The following is a 22,404-nucleotide window of genomic DNA, read 5'->3' as shown; positions in this document are numbered from 1 at the left end:
CGAATATGAATCGTCGTTGTGTGACACTCTTAATGAGTGCCCACACAGATTGTCTTGTTATAAATTGTTAAAGAACGAGGTGCAGAATCGCGACGCTTTCGGTCGGGACTTCTGCGCAAGGAGGACGCACATTACATATTGCAGTGCCGTTTCTCTTGCTGTGCCGATAAGTATTTTACCGACCTCACTATAAGCTCTCGCTTTCCGTGAGCGCTTCTCTTCGAAGCGGATGCGCATTTTACGCCATTTGTTTTTAGTGTCAACGTTTTTCGTAAATTTCTTTTCGAATCGTCATTTACTCCGAAGAGCCTCTAAAAACTGCTTTTTCGTCGTTGTTACCAACTCCTTGAAGCGAGGCGCGCATTCTACATCGTTAAGTTCCGATGTCAACCCTGTTTTCAAACTATTTAACCAGTCTTAAATCAGGGTTTAGCGCTATGTCTTGCGAGTGCCTGAAGCCCCTCAAAACGTGGAGCGCATTATAGATAGGTGGCGTAAAAGATCAACCGTTATTTGACAGTTATTTGTATTTAAAACCATTTTCACCTTTAAACGCTCATTTTTACATCATTTGGGTGTATTCCATTGGTCTTTAGGATAGTTCTTTCACATTTTATTGTTCTAATTGTTACAAATGAGTAAACTATGACCAGCCTTCATTATGATAATAAACACTAGAAAGGTAGGTATATGAAAGTAGGCTTTATTCAATGCACTGTTATTAGTGCTATCTTTGCAATCGCAGGATATCTGTTGTTTTCATCAGCTAGTATAGAGGCGCACGTGCCGTTAACGGTTTCAGCGTCTTTATTAGTAAGCGGTATATTAACTCCGTGGCTAGCTTCACTCCTTAACAATTCACCCTCTGAAAATGCTGCGCCCTCCACTAGCAGCACAACCACTGAAACACTCTATGTCGGTAATCTACCGTATCGTGCAAACGAATCTGCGGTTAAAGAGTATTTTGGTAGTTTTGTCGAAGTGCAATCTGTCCGACTCATGAAGGATAGAAAAACTGGCAAGCGAAAAGGTTATGGCTTTATTGAAGTGTTAACTAGCGATCTTGACCCAGTAATAGCGAAGACTAACGACTCAGTGTTCCAAGAGCGAACATTAAAAGTTAGGCCAGCTAAAGATAAAGTAGAACAAGCATAAATAAAAAACCTGGGTTTTAAGCCCAGGTTTTTTTCTTTATTCCGTAGCCGCTTGCTGTGGCATTGCGTTCAATAAGTTTTGATTAAACGTATGGAAGCGATTTATAGCTGATACTAAATCTGGTATTTGTACATCTTTCATTTCACTGATAATACCCGCAAGTAAGGTATTATAGTCATCTCCAGAGCTTAAAGTATTCTCAGCATTTTCGAATGTAGACATCATCTTTTCTAGATACTGTGCGATTGGGCTAACTACATTGCCATATTGGTTTTCAGCTTCACCTTCTTCACTATAATGCTTAACGTTCTCATAAGCCTTTACCATTTCGGTTTGTGTAGTGCGGTTTAACTGCAATGCATACCCAACTAACTCTTTATCATCGAAACCTAAATTCAACGCTTGTTCGAAGGCCTTATCCATATCGCCGCTATAGAATGTATCAGCTAAGTCCTGTGCTTCACCCACAAGGTCTGCAATAGCTGTCATTTCATCTTCATCGATTTCACCCTTTAACGAAAAGCTGATGCCACTTCGTTCAAAGTATTCATATTGAGAGGACTGTTGCACCACAACTGACCCCGTATTCGAACTAGACTCTTGGGTGTCGTCATTTGCGGGTATATACAATGACGTCTGGCTAGCAGCACTAAATTGTCTGATACTTTCAAAGCTAAGGTTTACTTCATCCCCATCTTTGGTTCGAATAAGCAAACTACCTGATTTAGCATCAGATGCAGATACCGCGTTAAGCTCGCTCACACTCACTGGATTAGGGTTGAAGATATTCTGTTCTAAATCGTCGATGCCGCCATCTATCATTTCACGGCTACGAGTAACACCTTCTTCAATCTCATCATTCATAAAGCCTTCGAGATCCTTTTCAGCCATAGCGAAGCCACGACTTACGCCTTCACGGGCCTGACCAAATAACCCTTTTAGGGTATCGTCATCAGCGCCACCGTCAGCAGCACCTTGAATGACACCGGTCACGAACCCAAGTACATTACGTGCGACTTTCTCGAAATCGAATAAGCTTTTATTTTCTTCGCCGTCTTCAGACTGCTTGCTTTCATTCGGGCGCTTGCCATCAATAACCACATTTTGACTTAAACTACCACTGAAGACCTTTAAGCCGATACTGGTTTGCGTGCTATTCACGGTGACCGTTGCTGAATGCTGTTTGGTAAACTCGGCTGCTTGTTGTAAACCCTCCTGTTGAAGCTGCTTCTTTATAGCTTCATTCGGGTGAACCGATGCCTTTTCATCCACTTTCTGGTCGCCCATGAAAGCCTTAATTTGACTCACGTTCATAATTTGATCCTCACTATCCTCAATCAAGTTATCGGCACCAATCACGTATTGTTTAATTTTAATACGAAATTTTTGGTTCTGTGAGTTTTATCCGTTGCACATATAATATAAGGCACTACAATTCGCAGCCTTATTTAAATGATGTTCGGAGAACCACATGACAACCACCACTGCAAAAGACTATCAAGCTCAACTCGATGAGAAAGTGGATCGGTTAGGTACTCTCCTAGCTCCGTTTAACGCCCCTACCCTGTCGGTGCATCCGTCTAAACCTGAAAATTACCGCATGCGAGCTGAATTTCGCGTATGGCACGACGGTGACGATCTTTATCACATCATGTTCGATCAAAGTTCTAAAGAGAAATATCGCGTAGATACGTTTCCACCAGCAAGTGAAACTATTAATAATGCAATGCTGCAATTAATAGACTATCTAAAACCAAACGAGCTGCTGCGCAAAAAACTTTTTCAAATTGATTATCTAACTGGGCTATCCGGCGAACTCGTTATTAGCTTGCTGTATCACAAGCCACTTGATGATGCTTGGGAAGCACAAGCTGAACTGCTTCGCACCTTTTTATCTACGCAATTTACCGCGGTAAGTATTATTGGACGTGCTAGAAAGCAAAAGCGCATTGTGGGTAACGACTTTATTATAGAGCGCTTACCTATTAATGGCCGTGAGTTTGAATTTAAACATATTGAAAATAGCTTTACCCAGCCTAATGCAGAAGTAAATTGCAGCATGATTGAATGGTCACTTGAATGCTCTGCTCCCCTAACCGGTGATTTACTAGAAATGTATTGTGGTGCAGGGAACTTCTCGATGCCATTGGCGGTTCATTTTGACAATGTGATAGGAACCGAAATAGCAAAGCCCTCGGTACAAGCAGCGCAATACAATATTGCGGCAAACCACTTAGATAACGTGAAAATTGTGAGATTGTCGGCAGAAGAGTTTACCGAAGCAATGAACGGGGAAAGAACCTTCTCTCGCTTAGAAGGTGTCAACTTAGCTGAATACAATTTTACCACTGTATTGGTTGACCCACCCCGTGCAGGGTTAGACGTAGATTCATTAAAAATGATTCAAGGGTACGATAATATAATCTATATTTCTTGTAATCCTGAAACTTTAGCTGAAAACTTAAGCCTGCTTTGTGATACTCATGAAGTCGCAAATGCCGCGCTATTCGATCAGTTTCCGTTTACCCATCATATTGAAGCGGGTGTGTTACTCACCAGAAAGTAACGCTTGGCCTTATTTGATTGGTTTTATCGATGCTTTTGAAACCTGCTTTGAAAAGTGTCAACGCTATTTAGGACGGCTCACAGCATATATAAATGGCTTGAGGGCTTCGAAGCAAGCTCAAATTCTAACGCTTAAGTTGGGTCAGGTGATGTCTCTGATGAAAGCTTCGACATTGCGCCCAATTGCACGAAACGTAATTGGGCTTTAACCCTTTCACCAATTTCCACCTTTAACTTAGTATCAGCCTCTAGCGCTTCTGCCCCTGCACTAAATACCAACCTAACCATCGCATCAGCTTGCAGCTGCGCAATATTGTACTCCACGCCTTGTTGCTCGATGATGTAATCGGTTAGCTCTTCAATAAAATGCTGAATTTCGCGAAAAACCGCCATTCGGTATGCCGCTGACGTACCCGTATGTTCCCGCAATAATAATCGAAACACATTTTTGTTTGCTGAAATGAACTCCATGAAGGTTTCAACTGACGTGTGAATTACGCCGCCACCTGAAGCTATTCTACGGCGAGCCTGGCGCATTAATTGGCGAAGGGCTAACCCAGCTTCATCTACCAGCGTTAACCCTAATTCATCCATATCTTTGAAGTGTCGATAGAAGGACGTTGGCGCAATGCCAGCCTCTCGCGCTACTTCACGTAAACTAATAGCAGACAAACTGCGATTTTCATCCAGTAATAGGAATGCCGCATGAATGATATTTTGGCGGGTTTTAAGCTTTTGTTCCTGACGAGTCACAATAGTACCAGTTTGTTAGTCTTCACTAGTCTATCCCATGAGTGCCTATGGGGAGAAGCTTAAATTAATTCGGCTCTAGGCATAAACAGTATTAGCACTTACTTAGTATTATCTCCATAGCGTTTTATAGTAACTGTTGTTACTGTACATTCAACTCTTAACAAGTTGTTAACCATGTAGCCGTTATTCTCCTGTAAGGCATTACTGGGACTTTATTAGAGTGCCTAGCCAGAATTAATTTATCTCATTATTTCCTGTGGGAATGCTGGACTATGGGGTTATAGGACTATCGGCCTACATGAACGAAAATAACTGATCCAATAATGAAAAAAAGTATTCAGCCCTACGTGCTACGATTCATTTCGAGTAACACGCTACTAAGTATTAAACGCCGCTATTATTCTAGTGCACGCCTTTTTAGGCGTGGTGTACCTAAATTAGAAATTTTCATAAAAGTAGATGACCCCTACTCATTCCTACTTGTTCAAGCATTACCGACACTAGAAAAAAAGTATCGCGTAGCCATTACAGCTCGCGTCATTATCAATTCAGATCCAGTGATGTTTCCTGAATTAACTATGTGGAATAAGCATTCAATTAATGATGCGATGCATTTAGCCCACGTCTACCATCTTCATTTTCCGTGCTCTGCTACTGAGATTACCCACCAAGCACGCTCAGTTTTTACTGCGTCCTGTGCCGTTCAGCAAAAAATAGATGAAGGCGCTTCATGGACAGCCATTGCTGAATTGCTACTTGCCTATTGGAAAGGTGATCATATTGATGCCTCGTCTAGCATTGATGAGGCGGCATTAGAAAAACGCTTTGAAGCACACCTACATCAGCTTTCCTCGAAAGGTCACTATCTGCCCGCCACGACTTTTTACGAAGGTGAATGGTATTGGGGTGTGGATAGGCTTGATCACTTAGAACGTCGACTTATTGATGAAGGCTATGGCATACAACCCAACACTCAAATCGAATTTGATAAAACCTACACTTCACTACTACAGCCTCTCAATTTTTCGATAGATACGAAAAAGTGCGCCGAACCTTTAACCCTGTTTTGGTCTGCCCGTAGCCCTTATTCTTATATTGCGTTGTTACAGGCCGTAAAACTAACCATTCACTACGGTATTCCCCTTGAAGTAAAACCTGTATTGCCGATGATGATGCGTGGGTTGTATGTTCCCCCTAAAAAAGCCATTTATATTTTTCTAGACACAAAACGCGAGGCACAGAAACTGGGGATTGAATATGGGTTTCTTGCCGATCCGTTAGGTGAAGGTGTAGAGCGATGCTATGCGTTACTAGCCTATGCTCGGGCGAATAATAAATATCTGGATTATTTACTCTCGTTTGCGAAGTCTGTAAATGCACACGGTGTTAGAGCAGATAAAGACAGCGGAATGAAAAAAATAGTGGAAGGCGCAGGGCTATCTTGGCAAGAGGCAAAGCGACACTTAGCCAACACTGACTGGAAAGAAGAGGTCACTGCAAACCAATCGGATATTTACCAAAAAGGCAGTTGGGGTGTGCCCGTTTTCAGATATAAAGATATTCAGGTATGGGGACAAGATAGGTTATTCGTAATGGAAGATGCCATTCGGCAAAACCTTAACCGCATAAAGGTGCAACAGTGATGGGTAGTGCATAACATTGGCCACTCCCCCAACTTGAAGCGCCTACCGATGTAAGTAATTCAATAATTTCGTTTATAAACACCGATAAGACTTCCTTAGCATAAAGTGTAGTAGGCAATTTCTTGAAGCTTACTATAATTAAAGTTTACACACGTAAGCAGAACTTCTGTCCATTCTGCTTGCCTGATGAGCAATAAAACGATAAATTAGCGCACAGTTGTAAGCTGAGTTGTAGAAAATGAAAAAACCACCTCTTATCCTGACGAATGTCTTAGTGTTCATTATTACCGGCGCCATCGCCTTTATTGGCGTACCTGTTTGGGTTATCAATCATGGAATTGATTGGGCGGAAATAGGCACTGCGATTTTCTTATTTTATTTCACTGGTATGTCAATTACTGCTGGTTACCATCGTCTGTGGTCACATAAAACCTATGATGCGAATATTGTCGTGCGCGTAGTACTTGCCATAGGTGGCGCAATGGCGCTGCAAAATAGTATTTTGCACTGGAGTTCAGATCACAGAATTCACCACCGTCATGTAGATGACAACGAAAAAGACCCTTATTCTGCAAAACGCGGTTTATGGTTTGCACACATTGGTTGGATGCTCCGCGAGTATCAGGAAAAACGATATGACGACTATAGAAACTGCAAAGACTTGCAGAAAGATAAAGTTGTTATGTGGCAACACAATTACTATTTACCTATCGTTCTTGCTGCTAACTTCGGCGTTACTGGCTTTTTGGGTTGGTTGAATGGCGACATTCTAGGCATGATTTTAGTGGCTGGCGTATTGCGCTTGGTACTTGTGCATCATGTAACCTTCTTTATCAATTCCTTAGCACATTTCTGGGGAAACCAGCCGTACACTGATTCAAACACGGCCAGAGACAACGGCGTGCTTGCGTTTTTTACCTTCGGCGAGGGTTATCACAATTACCATCATATTTTTGAATATGACTATCGCAACGGTATTCGTTGGTATCAATTCGATCCTACAAAATGGTTAATTCGCGGACTGTCTTACGTGGGTCTAACGCATAACCTACGTCGTGTACCTGAAGAGCGTATTGAAAAAGCGAGAGCTGCCATGCAACTGCAACGCGCTAGCGAACAAGTCTCTGTACTACCAAATGCAGAAGAGTTAATGCACACTATCGAGCAAGAGTATGAGTTACTTATGCAACGTATGTCTGACTACTATGCGGCGAAAAAACGCTTGATGAAGGTAAAACAAACATCACTCAAGCGCACCATAGAAGGCTTAGAGCTTACCTACAAGTACAAAGAGCTTAAGCATGCGTTAGCCCTACAGAAAGAAAAGTGGCTTCAATTACAAAGCCTTTCGCTGCAAGCCGCATAGAATTATTGGCTACACCCTAGTGTATTTTAAGAACCCACATGCGCCTTGCACATGTGGGTTTTGTTTATTTGGCGATTAGCACTAGAGTTAGTGTTACAAACCCAGTAACGTAGAATATTAGTAGAAATTATTTTACGACAAGCGCGGCCACTCAAAAATAGGATGTAGTTATGGCGACAAAGCAAAAAGACAAACCAGTAACCCCTTCTTACCAATACGATGCCATTGTTATTGGCACAGGACCTGGGGGCGAAGGTGTAGCCATGCAGTTGGCTAAAGCTGGCAAGAAAGTCGCCGTAGTAGAAAGGTACGAAGCGGTGGGAGGCGGATGTACGCATTGGGGTACTATTCCATCTAAAGCGTTAAGGCACTCAGTTAGCCGCTTAATTGAATACAATAGCTCTCCCCTTTTTGCTGATAACCATTTAAGCCGAAGCCTCACTTTTGCAGAAATTATGCATCATGCCAGTGGTGTCGTAAAAAGTCAGACCCGTCTTAGATCATCCTTTTATGATAGAAACCGTGTCAACTTGTATCATGGTGAAGCCAGCTTCCTAGATGCCAATACCTTACAAATTGTCCGTGATGATGGGTCGAAAGATATTTTAACAGCAGCACAAATTGCTATCGCCACCGGCTCACGCCCTTACACGCCTAAAGATATCGATTTTGATCATCCTAGAATTTACAATTCCGATACTATTTTATCTCTCGATCACGATCCTAAATCCATCATAATTTACGGTGCAGGTGTTATAGGGTCTGAATACGCCAGTATCTTTCGAGGAATGGGCGTAAAAGTCGACCTCGTGAATATGCGCGATAGGTTACTGTCTTTCCTTGATACCGAAATTTCAGATGCGCTAAGTTACCACCTGTGGAATAACGGCGTGCTTATTAGGCATAACGAAACCTATAAGTCGGTGGAGGGTAAAGAAGACAGTGTAGTATTGAACCTAGAGTCAGGTAAACGAATGAAAGCTGATTGCTTATTGTTTGCCAACGGCCGTACAGGTAACACTGACATGTTGGGTTTAGAGGCCATTGGTCTCAAAGCAGATAATCGCGGGCAACTCAGTGTGAATGAGAAATACCAAACCCAAGTGGACAACATCTTCGCTGTAGGAGACGTTATCGGATACCCAAGTTTGGCGTCTGCCGCATACAATCAGGGGCGATTTGCCGCTGAAGCAATGTTAGGGGCAACGACACACACCGCACTCGTGGCCGATATTCCCACTGGCATTTATACTATTCCTGAGATTAGTTCGGTTGGTAAAACCGAGCAAGAGCTTACTGCCGCAAAAGTCCCTTACGAAGTGGGTAGAGCTCAATTTAAACATTTGGCTCGCGCTCAGATTGCGTCAACACAAGTTGGTAGCTTGAAAATTCTATTCCATAGAGAGACTAAGAAGGTCTTGGGTATTCATTGTTTTGGAGAGCGTGCATCTGAAATTGTGCACATTGGGCAAGCTATTATGCAGCAAAAAGGTGATGGGAATACCATCGACTACTTTGTGAATACAACATTTAATTACCCCACCATGGCCGAAGCTTATCGCGTAGCAGCAATTAACGGGCTCAATAGAATATTTTAGGGAAATTTGGACACAAAAAAACCGGCACTGAGTGCCGGTTTTTTTAGTGCGATTAATCTCGGTAGGCAGCCAGAGTATTTAGCGCTGAAAGCGCATCTCTATGTGCTACGATATCGATCTGCATCTTTTCTTGGTCGAACGTCATTGTTGCAGTTGCGTAGTCTCCAAGACTTTCGCTGGCAACATTTACCAAATCAGTTTGTGCATCACGGAAATGAATGTTGTTGTTGATGTTCTCAGCTATACATTCATTATTCAATTCGAACGATTTTGCGTCCATACAATCGAAAAGCTGGTTTTCGCCAGAGCCCGCATGCGCAATACCAAAGACGGACATTAAGGTTAATCCTAGTACTACTTTACGCATGGTTTTTCTCCTGTTCAGCAGTTCATTACTGCGATGATCTAATAATAATGTATATACGTTTTAATGTCAAATCGGATCACGGAAATGTGACAGCAATATTACAAAGTGAAATATTATGAGCAATTCAGCAATTAATTTTGAGGATTTAGTCAAAGAGGCAAAACAGTGTTCAATGTGTATTGAACACCTCCCCTATGGCGTAAACCCAATTTTCTCAATTGGGCCACAGGCGAAGGTTGTGCTAATTGGTCAAGCGCCCGGCCTAATCGCACATCAAAAGACAAAAGCCTTCAGTGATAAAAGTGGTGAAAGGCTAAGGCAGTGGTTACACATCGATATTACAACGTTTTATGATGAAAACAAATTAGCGATTATGCCTATGGGGTTTTGCTTTCCGGGCTACAAAAATGGGGCCGATGCGCCGCCTAGAAAAGAATGTGCTCCCACCTGGCACGATAAGATGTTAGACGCCATTCAACCAGAACTAATTCTTCTTGTAGGTAGATATGCCCAGCAGTATTACTTGCCCAAGCACCGCACACTAACAAACGCTATAAAAAACAACAGTGATAACAAGTTTGCCGTGCTGCCCCACCCTTCTGGTAGAAATAACCGCTGGCTCGCACAGCATCCTTGGTTTGAAACTGAATATTTACCCCATGTGGTAGCACGCTTAACGCCACTACTTGAGTGAACCGTTAGCTCGCGTTTTTTTGGGATACAAGGTAATCCATCAATTCATTAAATGGCATGGGCTTAGCGTAAAAGAAACCTTGCGCTTCGTTACAACCCAGTTTAATCATATACTCAGCTTGCTCCTTGGTTTCAATCCCTTCAGCAATAGTGAGTAGTCCTAATTTGTTTCCTAAGGTCACAATGGTCTCAGCAAGCACTGCGCTCTTACCGGGTTCAATATCTCGAATAAACGAGCGATCTACTTTTAAGCGATCTAATGGAAGTTGCTGCAAGTAACTCATAGACGAAAATCCCGTACCGAAGTCATCTATTGCTATGGCAACACCATGCTCTTTTAACGTTCTAAGGGCATCTATCACAATTTGCGGTTCATCCATTACCACACTTTCTGTTATTTCTAACTCGAGTAAACTTGGATCGCATTTAGATGTGCTAATAGTGCCAAGCACTTTATTAACAAACGACCTATCTCTAAATTGAGGCATTGATATATTTACCGCCACCCTTAAGTCGCCGAAATTAGCCTCTTTTAAATCTTTCAATCGGTGGCAGGCTTCTTCGAGTACCCACTCACCAATATCAACAATAAGACCTGAATACTCAGCCAGAGGCACAAACACAGCGGGGGAAATATAGCCGTTTTTCCCATCAGGCCAACGTAGCAAACCTTCCATGCCTACCACTTTCTCGCTACCTAAGTCTACTTGCGGTTGGAACCATAACTCTAGCTTACGTGCCATGAAGTCGCTGCGTAAGCGGCGGATCATTTCAAGGCGCCACGTAGTTTTGTCTTCAATATCTTTAGCAAAATACTCGAAGTTATCGCTGATATTTTTTTTCGCGCGGTTTAACGCAATATTAATGCGTTTTAAAATTTCTAAGCCAATATTTCGTTTGTCGTCAAGTTGACATAGCCCCATCGTCACGCTGACAGGCAAGGTATGGTCGCTCACCTTAAACGACGATTGAAACAATGAGTTGATGTTGTCGGGGTTAACCACATTCGAAGGGCCAATAAGCCCGAACACATCCGCACCAATGCGCCCAATTTTTACTGAGTCATTGAAGCACGCTTGAAACCTATCACTGATAGCACGCAATAGCTCATTTCCAGCTTCTTGACCTAAACCATCGTTGATGTCTGAAAAATGATTTACATCAATAAGCGCAACTGAGCAGTTTTCGCATGCAAAAATATGCGGCTTATCGAGCATATTGATAAATTCATTACGGTTGGGAAGTCTCGTAAGCCAATCCCTAAAGGCAGCGTTTCTTAGTTGGTGAAACAAGTTTACGTTTTCATAGCCTACCGAAATACTGGATAAAAACACTTCTAACAAGCTTTTATCTAGGCTAGTAATTTCACTTACCATATTCACGTAAACGGCCGCTTCAAACCCGGAGCGGTTAATATACAGCACAGATGAATCAGATTCGAAAATATGGCGTTTGAGGCGAAGACAACGAACTACTTGCTCGGCAATTTCGCTGTTATTAATGTTATCGATAGACTCATTAATAAAAGAAGCATATTCGCCAGCGGCTCCTAAGATATACACACCGTTGTCGTCTTTATCGAGAACCGAACCAGCCCTTGCGCAAACTAGCCCTTCAGCATCCAATCCAATCAACGAACTAATCTGGGTGACAACCCCTTCGCAAAACCCTTTTACCGAATGCTCTTCAAACAAATTGGCCGACGAGGTAATGATTTTCTCTAAGCCAACGCGGTTTTGATTGATTGTCATAATTTGCTGATACGAGCGCAGAGAAGAGATAACCGTGGTCATCAGCTTGGCGCGGGTAAGCTCAGTCTTTGTTTTGTAATCGTTAATGTCGTAGAGCTTAATGACCTCTTCTTCAGGTGCATAACCAGGTTGCCCTGTTCTTAAGACAATACGTGGCTCGGTTAGCCCCATAGATTCGCGAATATAACGCACAACATCGAAACCGGCGTCGTCAGTTTCCATTACAACATCCAGTAGAATGATAGCAATGGTTTTGCCGTAATCATGCAACAGGGTTTTGGCTTCTTTAGCCGAATAAGCATGAAGGAAATTAAGTTTTCTGTCATTGACAATAAGGTCGGAGAGCGCGAGTCGCGTAACGGTATGAATCTCCTCGTCGTCATCAACGATGAGAATATTCCATTCCTTATAGATTGTAGTGTCGATATCAGAACTTCCATCATCATCTAAGAAGATAAGTTCATCATTATCGTAATCCGTTGCCGACATAACTGCTTAAACCCTCGTCACTGATTCATACATACTTTTTTGTCTGTATGCTGTTTATCAGAATTGCTAAATCGATACTGCAATGCAATAGTGGTAATCTATTGTTTATGCTTTTAATGGCAATCTACATATTAAAATGAAGATAACCCCTGATCCTTATACCAGCTCACTTCCTAAGACCAAGCGCCCTACTGAACCATCGCCGGCTAGCCGTAACGAAAATTCAAACCAAAGTGCCACTCAAAACGTGCAGCAAGATACACCGACGCACTTTGTACGGCAAAAGATACTCTCTTGGTTCTCTCGTGTCGGTATTTCTCCATCAATGGCGAAAGATCCAAAAAGCCAACGAAACACGTTAGAACGAAGAAAGCAGATAATTGAACTACAAAAAGCCGCAAACCTCCAGGCTGTCTTAAATATAGCACTAAATGTAACTATAACCGAATCAGAAAATGATGGGCTTGATCCAGATTGGTTTTTTGCCTTTAGCAACATGGCAGAAGAGATCCACAGCCCAGGAATGCAGGAACTTTGGGGCAAGATTTTTGCCGTTGAGGTAAGTAAACCCGGCAGCTTTTCTCTTCGCAGCTTACAGATGTTGAAATTGCTTACTCACAGAGACGCAAAAGTCTTTGCGAAGGCCGTCAGTATAGCCAGTAGAAGGCAACACGATACCATCCCTCGTATATTAGTCGGTTTTCATAGAAAAAAAGGCATACTTTCATTTTTCAAACGTGCGGTTCCAGAACAGTTAAATTTAGCCTCTGTCGGCCTTTCCTATCCTGATTTACTGGCGCTCCAAGATATGAAACTACTTTATGCCAGTGAGATAGAAAGCGGTGAATATGCAGAGGGCCAACAAACAAAATGGCGCTGTGGTGCCGAGCAGTTCACTTTGGAAAGTAAGCAGCCAGGTGTGGCCCTAGTGTATTTTAAATTTACCGCGGTAGGAAGCGAGCTTTATAAGCTCGTACCAAGAAAACAAAACCCAGCTTACCTATCGGCACTTAAGGGCGTATTAAGCGAAGTCTTCAACATCCATTAACCCGCTATTTAAGCCCCGCCTTTTTCAGTAAGCTAAGCGAGCGAGGTGACATGTTAGATACCGTCACCGAACTCGTGTAACCCACACTCACGCTTAAGCCCGAAGAAGCGAGTATCTTGTTCACTCATGCCTTCCTGCAAAGATTGTGTGGTATGCCAATCGCCAATAGATACATAACCTTCATCCCATAAAGGATGGTATGACAAACCATGCTCTTTTAGATAATAGTGCAGGTCTTTGTTGCTCCAATCAATTATAGGGTAAAGCTTAAACTGATTACCCACCTTTTGAAGCACTGGTAACTTGCCGCGGGTATCAGACTGGCTGCGGCGTAGACCCGCAAACCATGTTCCAGCATTAAGGTCTTTTAGGGCACGTTGCATAGGTTCAACCTTGTTCATTCGGTTGTACTGCTCAATACCTTCAACACCTTGCTCCCACAATCGACCAAAGCGAGCTTCCTGCCACGCAGATGAAATATCTGCGCTATACACGTGCAAGTTCAAATTCAATGCGCTTTTAAGCTCATCAATAAACTTGTAGGTTTCAGGAAACAAATAACCAGTATCCGTTAAAACTACGGGAATATCTGGCTTAGCTTGGGTAAGCATGTGCAGCATAACCGCAGATTGCGCACCAAAGCTTGATGACACAATGTGACTGTCAGGTAAGTTTTCAAGCGCCCACGCAACACGGTCTTGAGCACTCATTTCTTCCAGTTCAACATTGATATCGGCAAGGGATTCCTTGCTGATATCAAGTGTTAACGGACTGCTATTAAGTCGCGTCGAATTACTCATAAAAGTCTCTAGCTGAATCGACAACGGGTGCGACAATTTCAGCGCGAATAACATAATCACCAAACGATTCGTTACCGTTACGCTCTTTCGCCCACTTGCCAATTAATGAATCAAGTTCCGCCATAATTTCTTCTTCACTGATGTTTTCACGATACATTTTAGGAATACGCGTTCCTTCACGATCGCCACCTAAGTGGAAATTATATTTACCAGGGCCTTTACCCACTAAACCGACTTCGGCCAACATGGCACGACCACACCCATTAGGGCATCCCGTTACACGGAAAATAATACTGTCGTCAGCTAAACCATGCTTCGCTAGCAAGCCTTCCAGTTCCGTTACCGCATCAGGCAAATAGCGTTCTGCTTCTGCCATTGCTAATGGGCAGGTAGGCAGTGCAACACAAGCCATTGAATCAAGGCGCTGGTTTGAAATTTCTGGCGCAATAAGGCCATGCTCACGAGCCAAGGCTTCAATCTTTTCTTTATCTTCTGCCGGTACACCTGCAACAATCAGGTTTTGATTCGCGGTTAAGCGGAAGTCGCCAGTATGAATTTTTGCAATTTTAGCACACCCTGTTTTCAAGGTTTTGCCCGGATAATCTAAAATTCGGCCGTTTTCAATAAATAACGTTAAGTGGTATTTACCGTCAATACCTTCAACCCAACCGAAGCTATCGCCACGGGTTGTGAATTCATATGGACGAGTGTCGCCAAAGGTCACGCCGGCACGCTTCTCTACTTCGGCTTTAAAGTTATCTACGCCAACTCGTTCTAACGTGTATTTGGTTTTAGCGTTTTTACGGTTAACACGGTTACCCCAATCACGCTGAGTAGTTACCACTGCTGCAGCAACGGCTAATGTGTCATCCAAACCAATAAAACCAAAGTCACTGGCTTTACGTGGGAAAGTGCTCTTATCGCCATGCGTCATGGCAAGGCCGCCGCCCACGAGTACGTTAAAACCAATCAGCTTGCCGTTTTCGGCAATAGCCACAAAGTTAAGATCGTTCGCGTGAACATCTACATCGTTTTGTGGTGGAATAACCACGGTGGTTTTAAACTTACGGGGTAAGTAATTGTCACCTAAGATTGGCTCGACTGGCTTTTCAGTAGTTTCCACTCTTTCACCGTCTAACCAAATTTCAGCATAAGCACGGGTTTTTGGAAGTAAGTGCTCGCTTATCTTCTTAGCCCACGAATATGCTTCAACGTGTAAGGCAGACTCAACCGGATTAGAGGTACAAAGTACGTTTCGGTTTACGTCACCAGCGGTGGCAATAGAGTCGATTCCTGCTTTATTCAGCATTTGGTGCATCGACTTGATTTTCGGCTTTAATACACCGTGAAACTGGAACGTTTGACGAGTAGTAAGACGAATGCTGCCGTACATAGTGTGATCGGCAGCGAATTTGTCGATAGCTAACCATTGGTCAGGGGTAATAACGCCACCCGGTAAACGGGCACGTAGCATTACGTTGTGCAATGGCTCTAGTTTTTGCTTAGCACGCTCGGCGCGAATATCGCGGTCGTCTTGCTGATACATACCGTGGAAGCGAATAAGTTGGAAGTTATCCGCCGTGAACCCACCGGTTAAATCGTCTTTTAAATCGGTTTCGATAGTGCCGCGTAAGTTGTTACTTTCACGTTTTAAACGCTCGTTGTCAGCCAGTTTGCCCTCAACGATAAATGGTGATTTTTCATTGCTCATTAATAGACATCCTTCTGGTAACGTTTCGCTTTGCGTAATTCAACTAAGTACGCTTTAGCATCGGCTTCTGATTTTTCGCCGTACTGTTGCACAATACTGATAAGTGCATTTTCCACATCTTTTGCCATGTAGGTTGCATCGCCACACACATAAAAATGTGCACCTTGCTGAAGCCATTCGTACACTTCTTTACCATGCTCAAGCAAACGGTGTTGCACATAAACTTTCTCTTCTTGGTCGCGAGAGAAAGCCAAAGTAATTTTATCTAGTAGGCCGTCTTTCACGTAACCTTGCCATTCCACTTGATACAAGAAGTCTTGCGTGAAATGCGGGTTACCGAAGAACAACCAGTTCTTACCTTCAGCCTCTTGTGCATCACGCTCTTGCATAAAGGCTCTAAAAGGGGCAATACCCGTACCTGGGCCAACCATGATAACCGGTGTATTTCCATCTTCAGGTAAACGGAAGTGATCGTTGTTTTCAACAAACACGTCTACTTCACCGTTTTCTTCTAAATATTCACATAAAAAACCAGATGCCCCGCCTTGGTGGCGATGACCAAAGGCTTCATAGTCTACGTGAGCTACCGTTAGGTGAACTTCGTCTTCAACTTCGGTTTGACTAGACGCAATAGAGTATAAACGCGGTGTTAGGGGTCGAAACGCTTCAACCAGTTGTTGCGCCGTTAAGCTGCCCGGATGGTCGCGCACAATATCAATCAATTGACGCTCTGCCATGTAGGTGCGCAATTTCGCTTTATCTTCCATCATCGCGGCTAAGCTTTCAGAGCCAGTAGCTGCTTGATAGGCTTTAATGAAGTTAGGGTAACTAAGCGTTAGCTCAAGCTTGCTGGTTAATGCTTCACGCAACGTCAACGTTGCGTCAGCAACCTTCACTTCTGCATCGCCATCAAGAGAAAGTGTATCTATAAATGCATTAACAAGACTTGGCGCATTTTTAAACCACACGCCTAATGCATCACCCGCTTTGTAAGTAATACCAGAATCTTCAAGGCTAATTTCAATATGGCGAATGTCTTTTACTGAATCACGGCCTGTAATTTTCTGAGCATCAAGCAAGGTTGCCGTAAAAGGTGCTTTTTTGGTATACGCTTGTTCAGGTGCGCCTTGCACGGCTGAGCCGGTTTGCAGTGCTTGGGCAACAGGCGCTGAAGCAGTAAAGTCATCCTTAAGAGAAGCGATTAAGTCATTCAACCACGTTTCAGCTTGCGCTTCATAATCAACATCGCAATCGGCACGCGCAACTAACTCGGTACCACCAAGTTTGCCTAAGCGTTCATCGAAGTCTTTGCCCGTTTGGCAGAAGAATTCGTAGCTACTATCACCTAACCCTAACACCGCGTACTTGGTGTTGCTTAATTTAGGTGCTTTCTTGCCGCTAACAAATTCATGCAGCTCGATTGCATCATCTGGCGCATCGCCTTCACCATGGGTGCTAACAAAAAGCGCAACATGGGTTTCAGCTTTAAGCGAACGAGGCTTGTAATCTGCCATGCTAACTAACTTTGAGTTAAAGCCCGCTTCTTCCGCTTTAGCCTGACACTGTTGAGCCACACCTTTCGCATTACCGGTTTGCGAACCGAATAAAATAGTAAGTGTAGGGGCATCAGTCTGCGCTGGTGCTACTGCACCGGCAGCGGTTGGCGCAACGGCGCCGCCTTGTGCAGCCGCCATACCCGCAGCATAGCCACTGATCCAAGTCAGTTGATCACGGTTTAACCCAGAAATTGCTTGGGTAATTGCATTGAACTGTTGTTCATTTAATACGGCACCAGTAGCCGATGGATTGTTCGATTGTTGTGACATAATTCTTTAGCCTTAATTCGATGGGCATAAGGCTAACGACTTTCTACAAGAAGAGAAAAGAATAAATGAAACTTTTTTATTACTGAAAGTGATTAAGAGTGAGTATTGAATTATAAACAGGGCTATTTTCTGTGGGCTGCACAACAGGTTGATAGTATTTATCTGCTTTCCTACCCATAATTGATAAATTATAAAACAAAAAAATAAGCATTAATAAAGAGGTTTTAAGCAACCACGAGCTCGACTCACACATTCTATTAGCTAAATGTAAAAATATCTAAGCACTTAATAAATAAGTTAATTTAAGTATAAAACCACTAAGACTACGACGGCAAAACATGCTGTAATTACCCAAACTTTTCAATTGCTGCATTACGTCTCTATTTTCATTTTTTAGATCAACCGCCTCGTTAACCATTCTGTTCTTTCTTAGCGCAATTTCATCTAGTCATGCCGACACAGTTAAGTATTCAGATGTGCAATTGAATCAAGAGTGGCATAAAGATGAGCATGACGAACATTAATTCCATCACGATGAAGTTGAAAAATCCTGATTCAAGCGTCTGGTTTTGGGCGCATCGCCGATGCAGGAATAAGAGTTAAATTTGGCCACTAGCGCAACGGTACAGACATGAAAAAACAAAAAACCGACGCATGTCGGTTTTTTGTTTAATAGCTAGATGTTGGCAACAATTAGAAGTGGACTTCTAACCCTGCAAACGCGCCATCAAATTCCATGTCTGCGTAGATATCGTCTAGATCTTCAATATCCATTGTCACTTTGCGATAGCCCACCTGAAGGGTCATATCAACCGCGATACTTTCGATAAACGAGTAAGTCACTGCCACTTGATAATCACTCAGTTCATGATCGTCAAACGATAAATAGCTACCTTCAGCATAAGCCGCTAAGCCCGTAAACGGCAAGCCAACTTGTACTTTGGAATACACCATTGGTATCACACCAGAAAAATCACCTGAGCCCTGTGTGTCGCTAGCGGTATCGTAAACTGAGAACGCGCCGTCAATATACTTAGCATTCAAGCCCACATCGAAACTAATTAGGTCGTTGTCGAACAGTTCGTAATACAAAATAATGTCAGTCGCATCTAACTCAACAATAGTATCTACTTGGCTCTCTGCGGTGTACAGATCACCATCGAAGGTAAAGTTAGTATTTAGCGTAGTCGTGCCCGAGTTATCAAGGGTGGTATGCCCTATCTTAACGTTAGGCACAAATGGCAACGGGTGCTCAAATGCAACGTATAACGCGGTATTTGTTTCATCATCAAAATTAAAATCAGCGGTAGACGAACTATCGGCAAAACCACCACTGGTATCCGTTTGCCAAACTTGTGCACCTGCGTACACCCCTGCAATTGTGTCTGCATGTGAAGATGCGGAGAAAAGAGCACAACCTACTAAGGTTGCCAAAAGACACTTTTTCATTTGTTATCCTTGACTGAGAAGTTCTGAAAGTTCAATTAAAGCAGCGTTAGCGCGAGAAATATAGTTCGCCATCACTAAAGAATGGTTAGCCAGCATACCAAAGCCACTGCCATTTAGAATAACAGGACTGAACACAGACTGCTGAGTTGCTTCAAGCTCACGAATTATCTGCTGTAAGCTAACCAACGCGTTTTTATCTTCTAATACATCGTAAAATTCAACTTCTACCGCTTTAAGAAAGTGTAGTAGCGCCCATGTCGCGCCGCGCGCTTCATGAAAATTATTGTCTAGCTTGAACCAACTGGTTTTAACCGTGCGCTGCTGCGCTACCGATGTAGACCGCTTCGCTTTAGAATCGCCCGCTAAATCTGTATTAATTCTTGCAGAACCAACACTGGCACTTAAACGCTGAGAGTAGCTGCCTAAACGCTTTTCAACTTGCTTAAGCCACTCACGTAAATTATCAGCACGGGTATAAAATTGACTGTCGGAATTTTGCGGGTTCGCAAGCTGATCGCGATAAAGCTTTAGAAGTTCTATGCCGTCTCGGTAACTAGACTCAGACGACGGAAACATCCAACTTTTATGATCCATGTTAAATTTAGGATGCGCTTTAGTGAGATAAGGGTTTTCTAACGATTGAGATTGCGAACGGCTAAAGTCTTTACGCATAGAAAGCGCAAGGTCACGAATCATTTCCAGCGCGCCAAATTCAAAAGAAGGCATATTGTCTAAGAAAACACCCGGCGGCATCACATCGTTCGACAGGTAACCGCCAGGTTTATCTAGCAAGGTTTCAGAGACATCAATCATGGTTGCAGTAAGCGTATAGCCAGCCACGTCTTCTGGATTAATATTTTGTGCTTGCTGTGCCACCCGCTTTTTAACGTCATAGGCGTCTGGTGCCATGCTCCAATACAAACCTATTAACCAAAAAATCAGAAACAACACTGCAATGACAAGGGCTACTCGTTTTGTGCTAATTGATTTTCTCATATCAATGCCAACCTTCCTTTCAAATGACACAAAGCCGGACTTAACCGGCAATGTATAACTAATTATAAATACGCGAGAATTACTAAACCTTTATGACGGTTGCAGTTATATCACCATTTAACGGCCTAATAACACAACTTAAATAAACTTATAATCATCATACAGGACGATTTAGGTGTTGATCGCGCTTGGATTTGTCCTTAAATGCATAGATAAGTATAGCAAGAACGACGATTGGCCAAAACGCGCCAATGCCTGCAGCAAGTAACGCCAAGAACACCGCGCCTACAGCCAACAATAGCGTGCCAAGAACACTGACTGCTACGACAAAACCCACTACTGCTAAAAGAACCCCTATGACAGATAGCGCAGCAAGGTTTTCCCAAGGGCTAAGTAATTCATCTGACATTACGATATGCATACCAAACCAATCGTCAATGACACTGCCTAAACAATTGACCAGAATCACAGCTAACACAATGGCGATAAGAAAATTTTTCATTACACTGCCCTTGGTAATAGCATGACTGCTGCGAAATAAGAAACCACGGCGATAGCTGGCATAAAGATAAGCGCCGTTGCTGCACCTACGCGAACCCAAATGGGATCTACCTCTAAGTGTCGTGCAACACCCGCGCAAACACCTGAAATAACCGCGCTGTCTAAATCTCTATAAATACGTTTTTGTGATGGCATTTTCATTTTCATTTCCTCAAATTCATTTCAGATTTGCTTAGGGTTGTACGGTGAGAGTGCGCAGGTAATAACCTACGCCACGCTCTACTCGATATTTATGCGACCTTCTGCTTCTTCAGAGCTGCGAGTTCATTCTCTATCGTTTCATCTGCTTCTAGGGCGTCGAACTCAGCGGCCAACGAGGTAGCATTGCTGCTGTCTTTCGTTAGGTCATACGCATCAACCTGCGCTTCTAATGAGTCGATGCGCTGTTCGTAATGCTCAAAACGCATCATGGCATCATCAATTTTATTACTGTTATCTACACTTTTTACTTTAAGGCGCGTTTCTAACGTTTGTTTGCGGCTAACAAGCGATTTTTGCTTTTGCTTTGCTTCACTTAGCTTGCTATTTAAACGCCCTGTATCAACTTGAATCTTCTCGATAATTTCAGCTAGCTGTACCTGCTGCTGCTCTAACTGGTTGAGCTTGGCAACATACTTCTGCTTTTCTACCAAAGCGGCTTTAGCCAACCCTTCTTTGTCGTTATTCATGGCAAGCTGTGCTTTGTCCTGCCAACCATTGATATCCTTTTCTGCTGACGCCATATGCCGAGCTAAGGTTTTCTGGTCGGCTAAGTAACGTGCTGCATCAGTGCGTACTTCAACCAAGGTCTCTTCCATTTCTTGGATAATAAGACGGATGATTTTTTCTGGATCTTCAGCCTTATCTAACATGGCATTTAAGTTTGCTTGCACGATGTCGTTTATTCTTGAAAACATACCCATTGTTATTGCTCCGTTTCAGTGTGATTAATAACGTAGACTAGGCAGTAGCCATACTACGGTTGGCGATTAACTATGCTGACGCCAATCTTGTCGCTTACATCTCTTTGCTTACTATATTCATTACAATTGGCGTGCCAAATAAGTAAGCAGCTGTTTTATATAAATAAATCGTAAATTTATAATTTACTAATGCATCGCACCATCCATATAAACTAACTATTTAGTAAATTTAACCACTTACATTTCGTCAATTTAACCACTTATAAAATCAGCGCTACGTTCTAAATTTAAGGCAAAAAAAACGACCTTATTAGGTCGCTTTTCATAAATAGGGTAAAACCGGTGATGGCTTACTCAGCACGGGGGTTCGCTTCTTCAATATCGGCAGTTGATGCCGCTGCGATATCGGTAACCTGTACTTTACCTGTTGTAGCTTCACCTTCTAATTCAAAGTGGTAAGCCGTATTCGCCACCGTTTGATACACATTTGCTTTTACTTCATTGGTCGTGATACTCACGGCGTGATCAACCATATTCGTCAATATTGACTGAAGGATTGATTCTTGCGCATTGGCGCCAGCGCTAAATAAAGTGATAGAAACGATTGATGCTGCTAAAAGTGAAGTTTTCATAATTTCCCTTGATGGTAATCACTGCAACAGCACTTCGCTATTGCTTTGATTAATAGATAGCTAAACTCGTGCCATCTAGAAAAATTATAGGTAAATAAT

20 protein-coding genes are annotated in these 22,404 nt (G+C 42.9%); 7 read left to right on the top strand and 13 right to left on the bottom strand.

Annotated features, from left to right (window positions below; translation table 11 throughout):
* Positions 1 to 690 precede the first annotated feature (690 nt).
* A complete protein-coding gene (locus KYS23_RS15375) occupies positions 691 to 1,155 on the top strand; it encodes an RNA recognition motif domain-containing protein (protein ID WP_159533220.1) in 465 nt (154 codons plus the stop codon).
* Between the two features lie 36 nt (positions 1,156 to 1,191).
* On the opposite strand, the gene KYS23_RS15370 is transcribed toward KYS23_RS15375, so the two are convergent.
* Entirely contained in the window at positions 1,192 to 2,469 is a 1,278-nt protein-coding gene (locus tag KYS23_RS15370) for a DUF5610 domain-containing protein (RefSeq protein WP_218397652.1), read from the bottom strand.
* A 157-nt stretch (positions 2,470 to 2,626) separates the two neighbouring features.
* Here KYS23_RS15370 and trmA point away from each other — a divergent pair, with 157 nt between their 5' ends.
* Positions 2,627 to 3,721: a tRNA (uridine(54)-C5)-methyltransferase TrmA gene (gene trmA, locus KYS23_RS15365; protein ID WP_218397654.1), complete on the top strand. Its 1,095-nt coding sequence runs from the start codon at positions 2,627 to 2,629 to the stop codon at positions 3,719 to 3,721.
* Between the two features lie 131 nt (positions 3,722 to 3,852).
* Here trmA and fabR read toward each other — a convergent pair whose 3' ends face one another.
* Positions 3,853 to 4,473, bottom strand: a complete 621-nt coding sequence (gene fabR / locus KYS23_RS15360) for an HTH-type transcriptional repressor FabR (RefSeq protein ID WP_159533225.1) — start codon at positions 4,471 to 4,473, stop codon at positions 3,853 to 3,855.
* A 323-nt stretch (positions 4,474 to 4,796) separates the two neighbouring features.
* On the opposite strand from fabR, the gene KYS23_RS15355 reads away from it, so the two are divergent.
* From KYS23_RS15355 to sthA, 3 genes are all read left to right on the top strand, one after another.
* Positions 4,797 to 6,116 carry a DsbA family protein gene (locus KYS23_RS15355; protein WP_218419276.1) on the top strand — a complete coding sequence of 440 codons (1,320 nt, stop codon included), beginning with the start codon at positions 4,797 to 4,799 and terminating at the stop codon, positions 6,114 to 6,116.
* Between the two features lie 238 nt (positions 6,117 to 6,354).
* Positions 6,355 to 7,482, top strand: a complete 1,128-nt coding sequence (locus tag KYS23_RS15350; protein WP_159533229.1) for an acyl-CoA desaturase — start codon at positions 6,355 to 6,357, stop codon at positions 7,480 to 7,482.
* A 170-nt stretch (positions 7,483 to 7,652) separates the two neighbouring features.
* Positions 7,653 to 9,080, top strand: a complete 1,428-nt coding sequence (gene sthA, locus KYS23_RS15345; RefSeq protein WP_159533231.1) for a Si-specific NAD(P)(+) transhydrogenase — start codon at positions 7,653 to 7,655, stop codon at positions 9,078 to 9,080.
* Positions 9,081 to 9,132: 52 nt separating this feature from the next.
* Here the strand turns inward: sthA and KYS23_RS15340 are convergent, their stop codons facing one another.
* The gene (locus KYS23_RS15340) at positions 9,133 to 9,447 is read right to left on the bottom strand and encodes a pyridine nucleotide transhydrogenase (RefSeq protein ID WP_159533233.1); all 315 of its coding nucleotides are present in this window, start codon (positions 9,445 to 9,447) and stop codon (positions 9,133 to 9,135) included.
* A 115-nt stretch (positions 9,448 to 9,562) separates the two neighbouring features.
* On the opposite strand from KYS23_RS15340, the gene KYS23_RS15335 reads away from it, so the two are divergent.
* On the top strand, positions 9,563 to 10,141 hold the full coding sequence (locus tag KYS23_RS15335) for a uracil-DNA glycosylase family protein (protein ID WP_218397656.1): 579 nt from the start codon (positions 9,563 to 9,565) through the stop codon (positions 10,139 to 10,141).
* 4 nt (positions 10,142 to 10,145) lie between these two features.
* On the opposite strand, the gene KYS23_RS15330 is transcribed toward KYS23_RS15335, so the two are convergent.
* Entirely contained in the window at positions 10,146 to 12,380 is a 2,235-nt protein-coding gene (locus KYS23_RS15330) for a bifunctional diguanylate cyclase/phosphodiesterase (RefSeq protein WP_159533237.1), read from the bottom strand.
* A gap of 247 nt (positions 12,381 to 12,627) precedes the next feature.
* Here KYS23_RS15330 and KYS23_RS15325 point away from each other — a divergent pair, with 247 nt between their 5' ends.
* Positions 12,628 to 13,428 (top strand): TIGR03899 family protein, encoded by an 801-nt coding sequence (locus tag KYS23_RS15325; RefSeq protein WP_232370689.1) that lies wholly within the window; start codon positions 12,628 to 12,630, stop codon positions 13,426 to 13,428.
* 53 nt (positions 13,429 to 13,481) lie between these two features.
* Here the strand turns inward: KYS23_RS15325 and KYS23_RS15320 are convergent, their stop codons facing one another.
* From KYS23_RS15320 to KYS23_RS15280, 9 genes are all read right to left on the bottom strand, one after another.
* On the bottom strand, positions 13,482 to 14,228 hold the full coding sequence (locus KYS23_RS15320; protein WP_159533240.1) for a phosphoadenylyl-sulfate reductase: 747 nt from the start codon (positions 14,226 to 14,228) through the stop codon (positions 13,482 to 13,484).
* Positions 14,221 to 15,939 carry an assimilatory sulfite reductase (NADPH) hemoprotein subunit gene (gene cysI, locus KYS23_RS15315; protein WP_218397657.1) on the bottom strand — a complete coding sequence of 573 codons (1,719 nt, stop codon included), beginning with the start codon at positions 15,937 to 15,939 and terminating at the stop codon, positions 14,221 to 14,223. Before cysI ends, KYS23_RS15320 begins: the two co-directional genes overlap by 8 nt.
* The gene (locus tag KYS23_RS15310; protein WP_159533244.1) at positions 15,939 to 17,765 is read right to left on the bottom strand and encodes an assimilatory sulfite reductase (NADPH) flavoprotein subunit; all 1,827 of its coding nucleotides are present in this window, start codon (positions 17,763 to 17,765) and stop codon (positions 15,939 to 15,941) included. The genes cysI and KYS23_RS15310 overlap by 1 nt, the downstream gene beginning before the upstream one ends.
* A 693-nt stretch (positions 17,766 to 18,458) precedes the next feature.
* Positions 18,459 to 19,214 (bottom strand): TIGR04219 family outer membrane beta-barrel protein, encoded by a 756-nt coding sequence (locus KYS23_RS15305; RefSeq protein WP_159533246.1) that lies wholly within the window; start codon positions 19,212 to 19,214, stop codon positions 18,459 to 18,461.
* 3 nt (positions 19,215 to 19,217) lie between these two features.
* Positions 19,218 to 20,210: a DUF2333 family protein gene (locus tag KYS23_RS15300; RefSeq protein ID WP_159533248.1), complete on the bottom strand. Its 993-nt coding sequence runs from the start codon at positions 20,208 to 20,210 to the stop codon at positions 19,218 to 19,220.
* Between the two features lie 157 nt (positions 20,211 to 20,367).
* A complete protein-coding gene (locus tag KYS23_RS15295; RefSeq protein WP_159533250.1) occupies positions 20,368 to 20,712 on the bottom strand; it encodes a hypothetical protein in 345 nt (114 codons plus the stop codon).
* Entirely contained in the window at positions 20,712 to 20,912 is a 201-nt protein-coding gene (locus KYS23_RS15290; protein WP_013782645.1) for a PspC domain-containing protein, read from the bottom strand. The genes KYS23_RS15295 and KYS23_RS15290 overlap by 1 nt, the downstream gene beginning before the upstream one ends.
* An 89-nt stretch (positions 20,913 to 21,001) precedes the next feature.
* Positions 21,002 to 21,673, bottom strand: coding sequence for a phage shock protein PspA (pspA, locus tag KYS23_RS15285; RefSeq protein ID WP_159533252.1), 672 nt, complete (start codon positions 21,671 to 21,673; stop codon positions 21,002 to 21,004).
* Between the two features lie 350 nt (positions 21,674 to 22,023).
* Positions 22,024 to 22,305 carry a hypothetical protein gene (locus tag KYS23_RS15280; RefSeq protein ID WP_159533254.1) on the bottom strand — a complete coding sequence of 94 codons (282 nt, stop codon included), beginning with the start codon at positions 22,303 to 22,305 and terminating at the stop codon, positions 22,024 to 22,026.
* Positions 22,306 to 22,404 lie beyond the last annotated feature (99 nt).

The organism is Alteromonas lipotrueae (assembly GCF_019249255.1).
GTDB classification, from domain to species: Bacteria; Pseudomonadota; Gammaproteobacteria; order Enterobacterales; family Alteromonadaceae; genus Alteromonas; species Alteromonas lipotrueae.
This window is presented reverse-complemented; position numbering and strand designations above follow the sequence as displayed.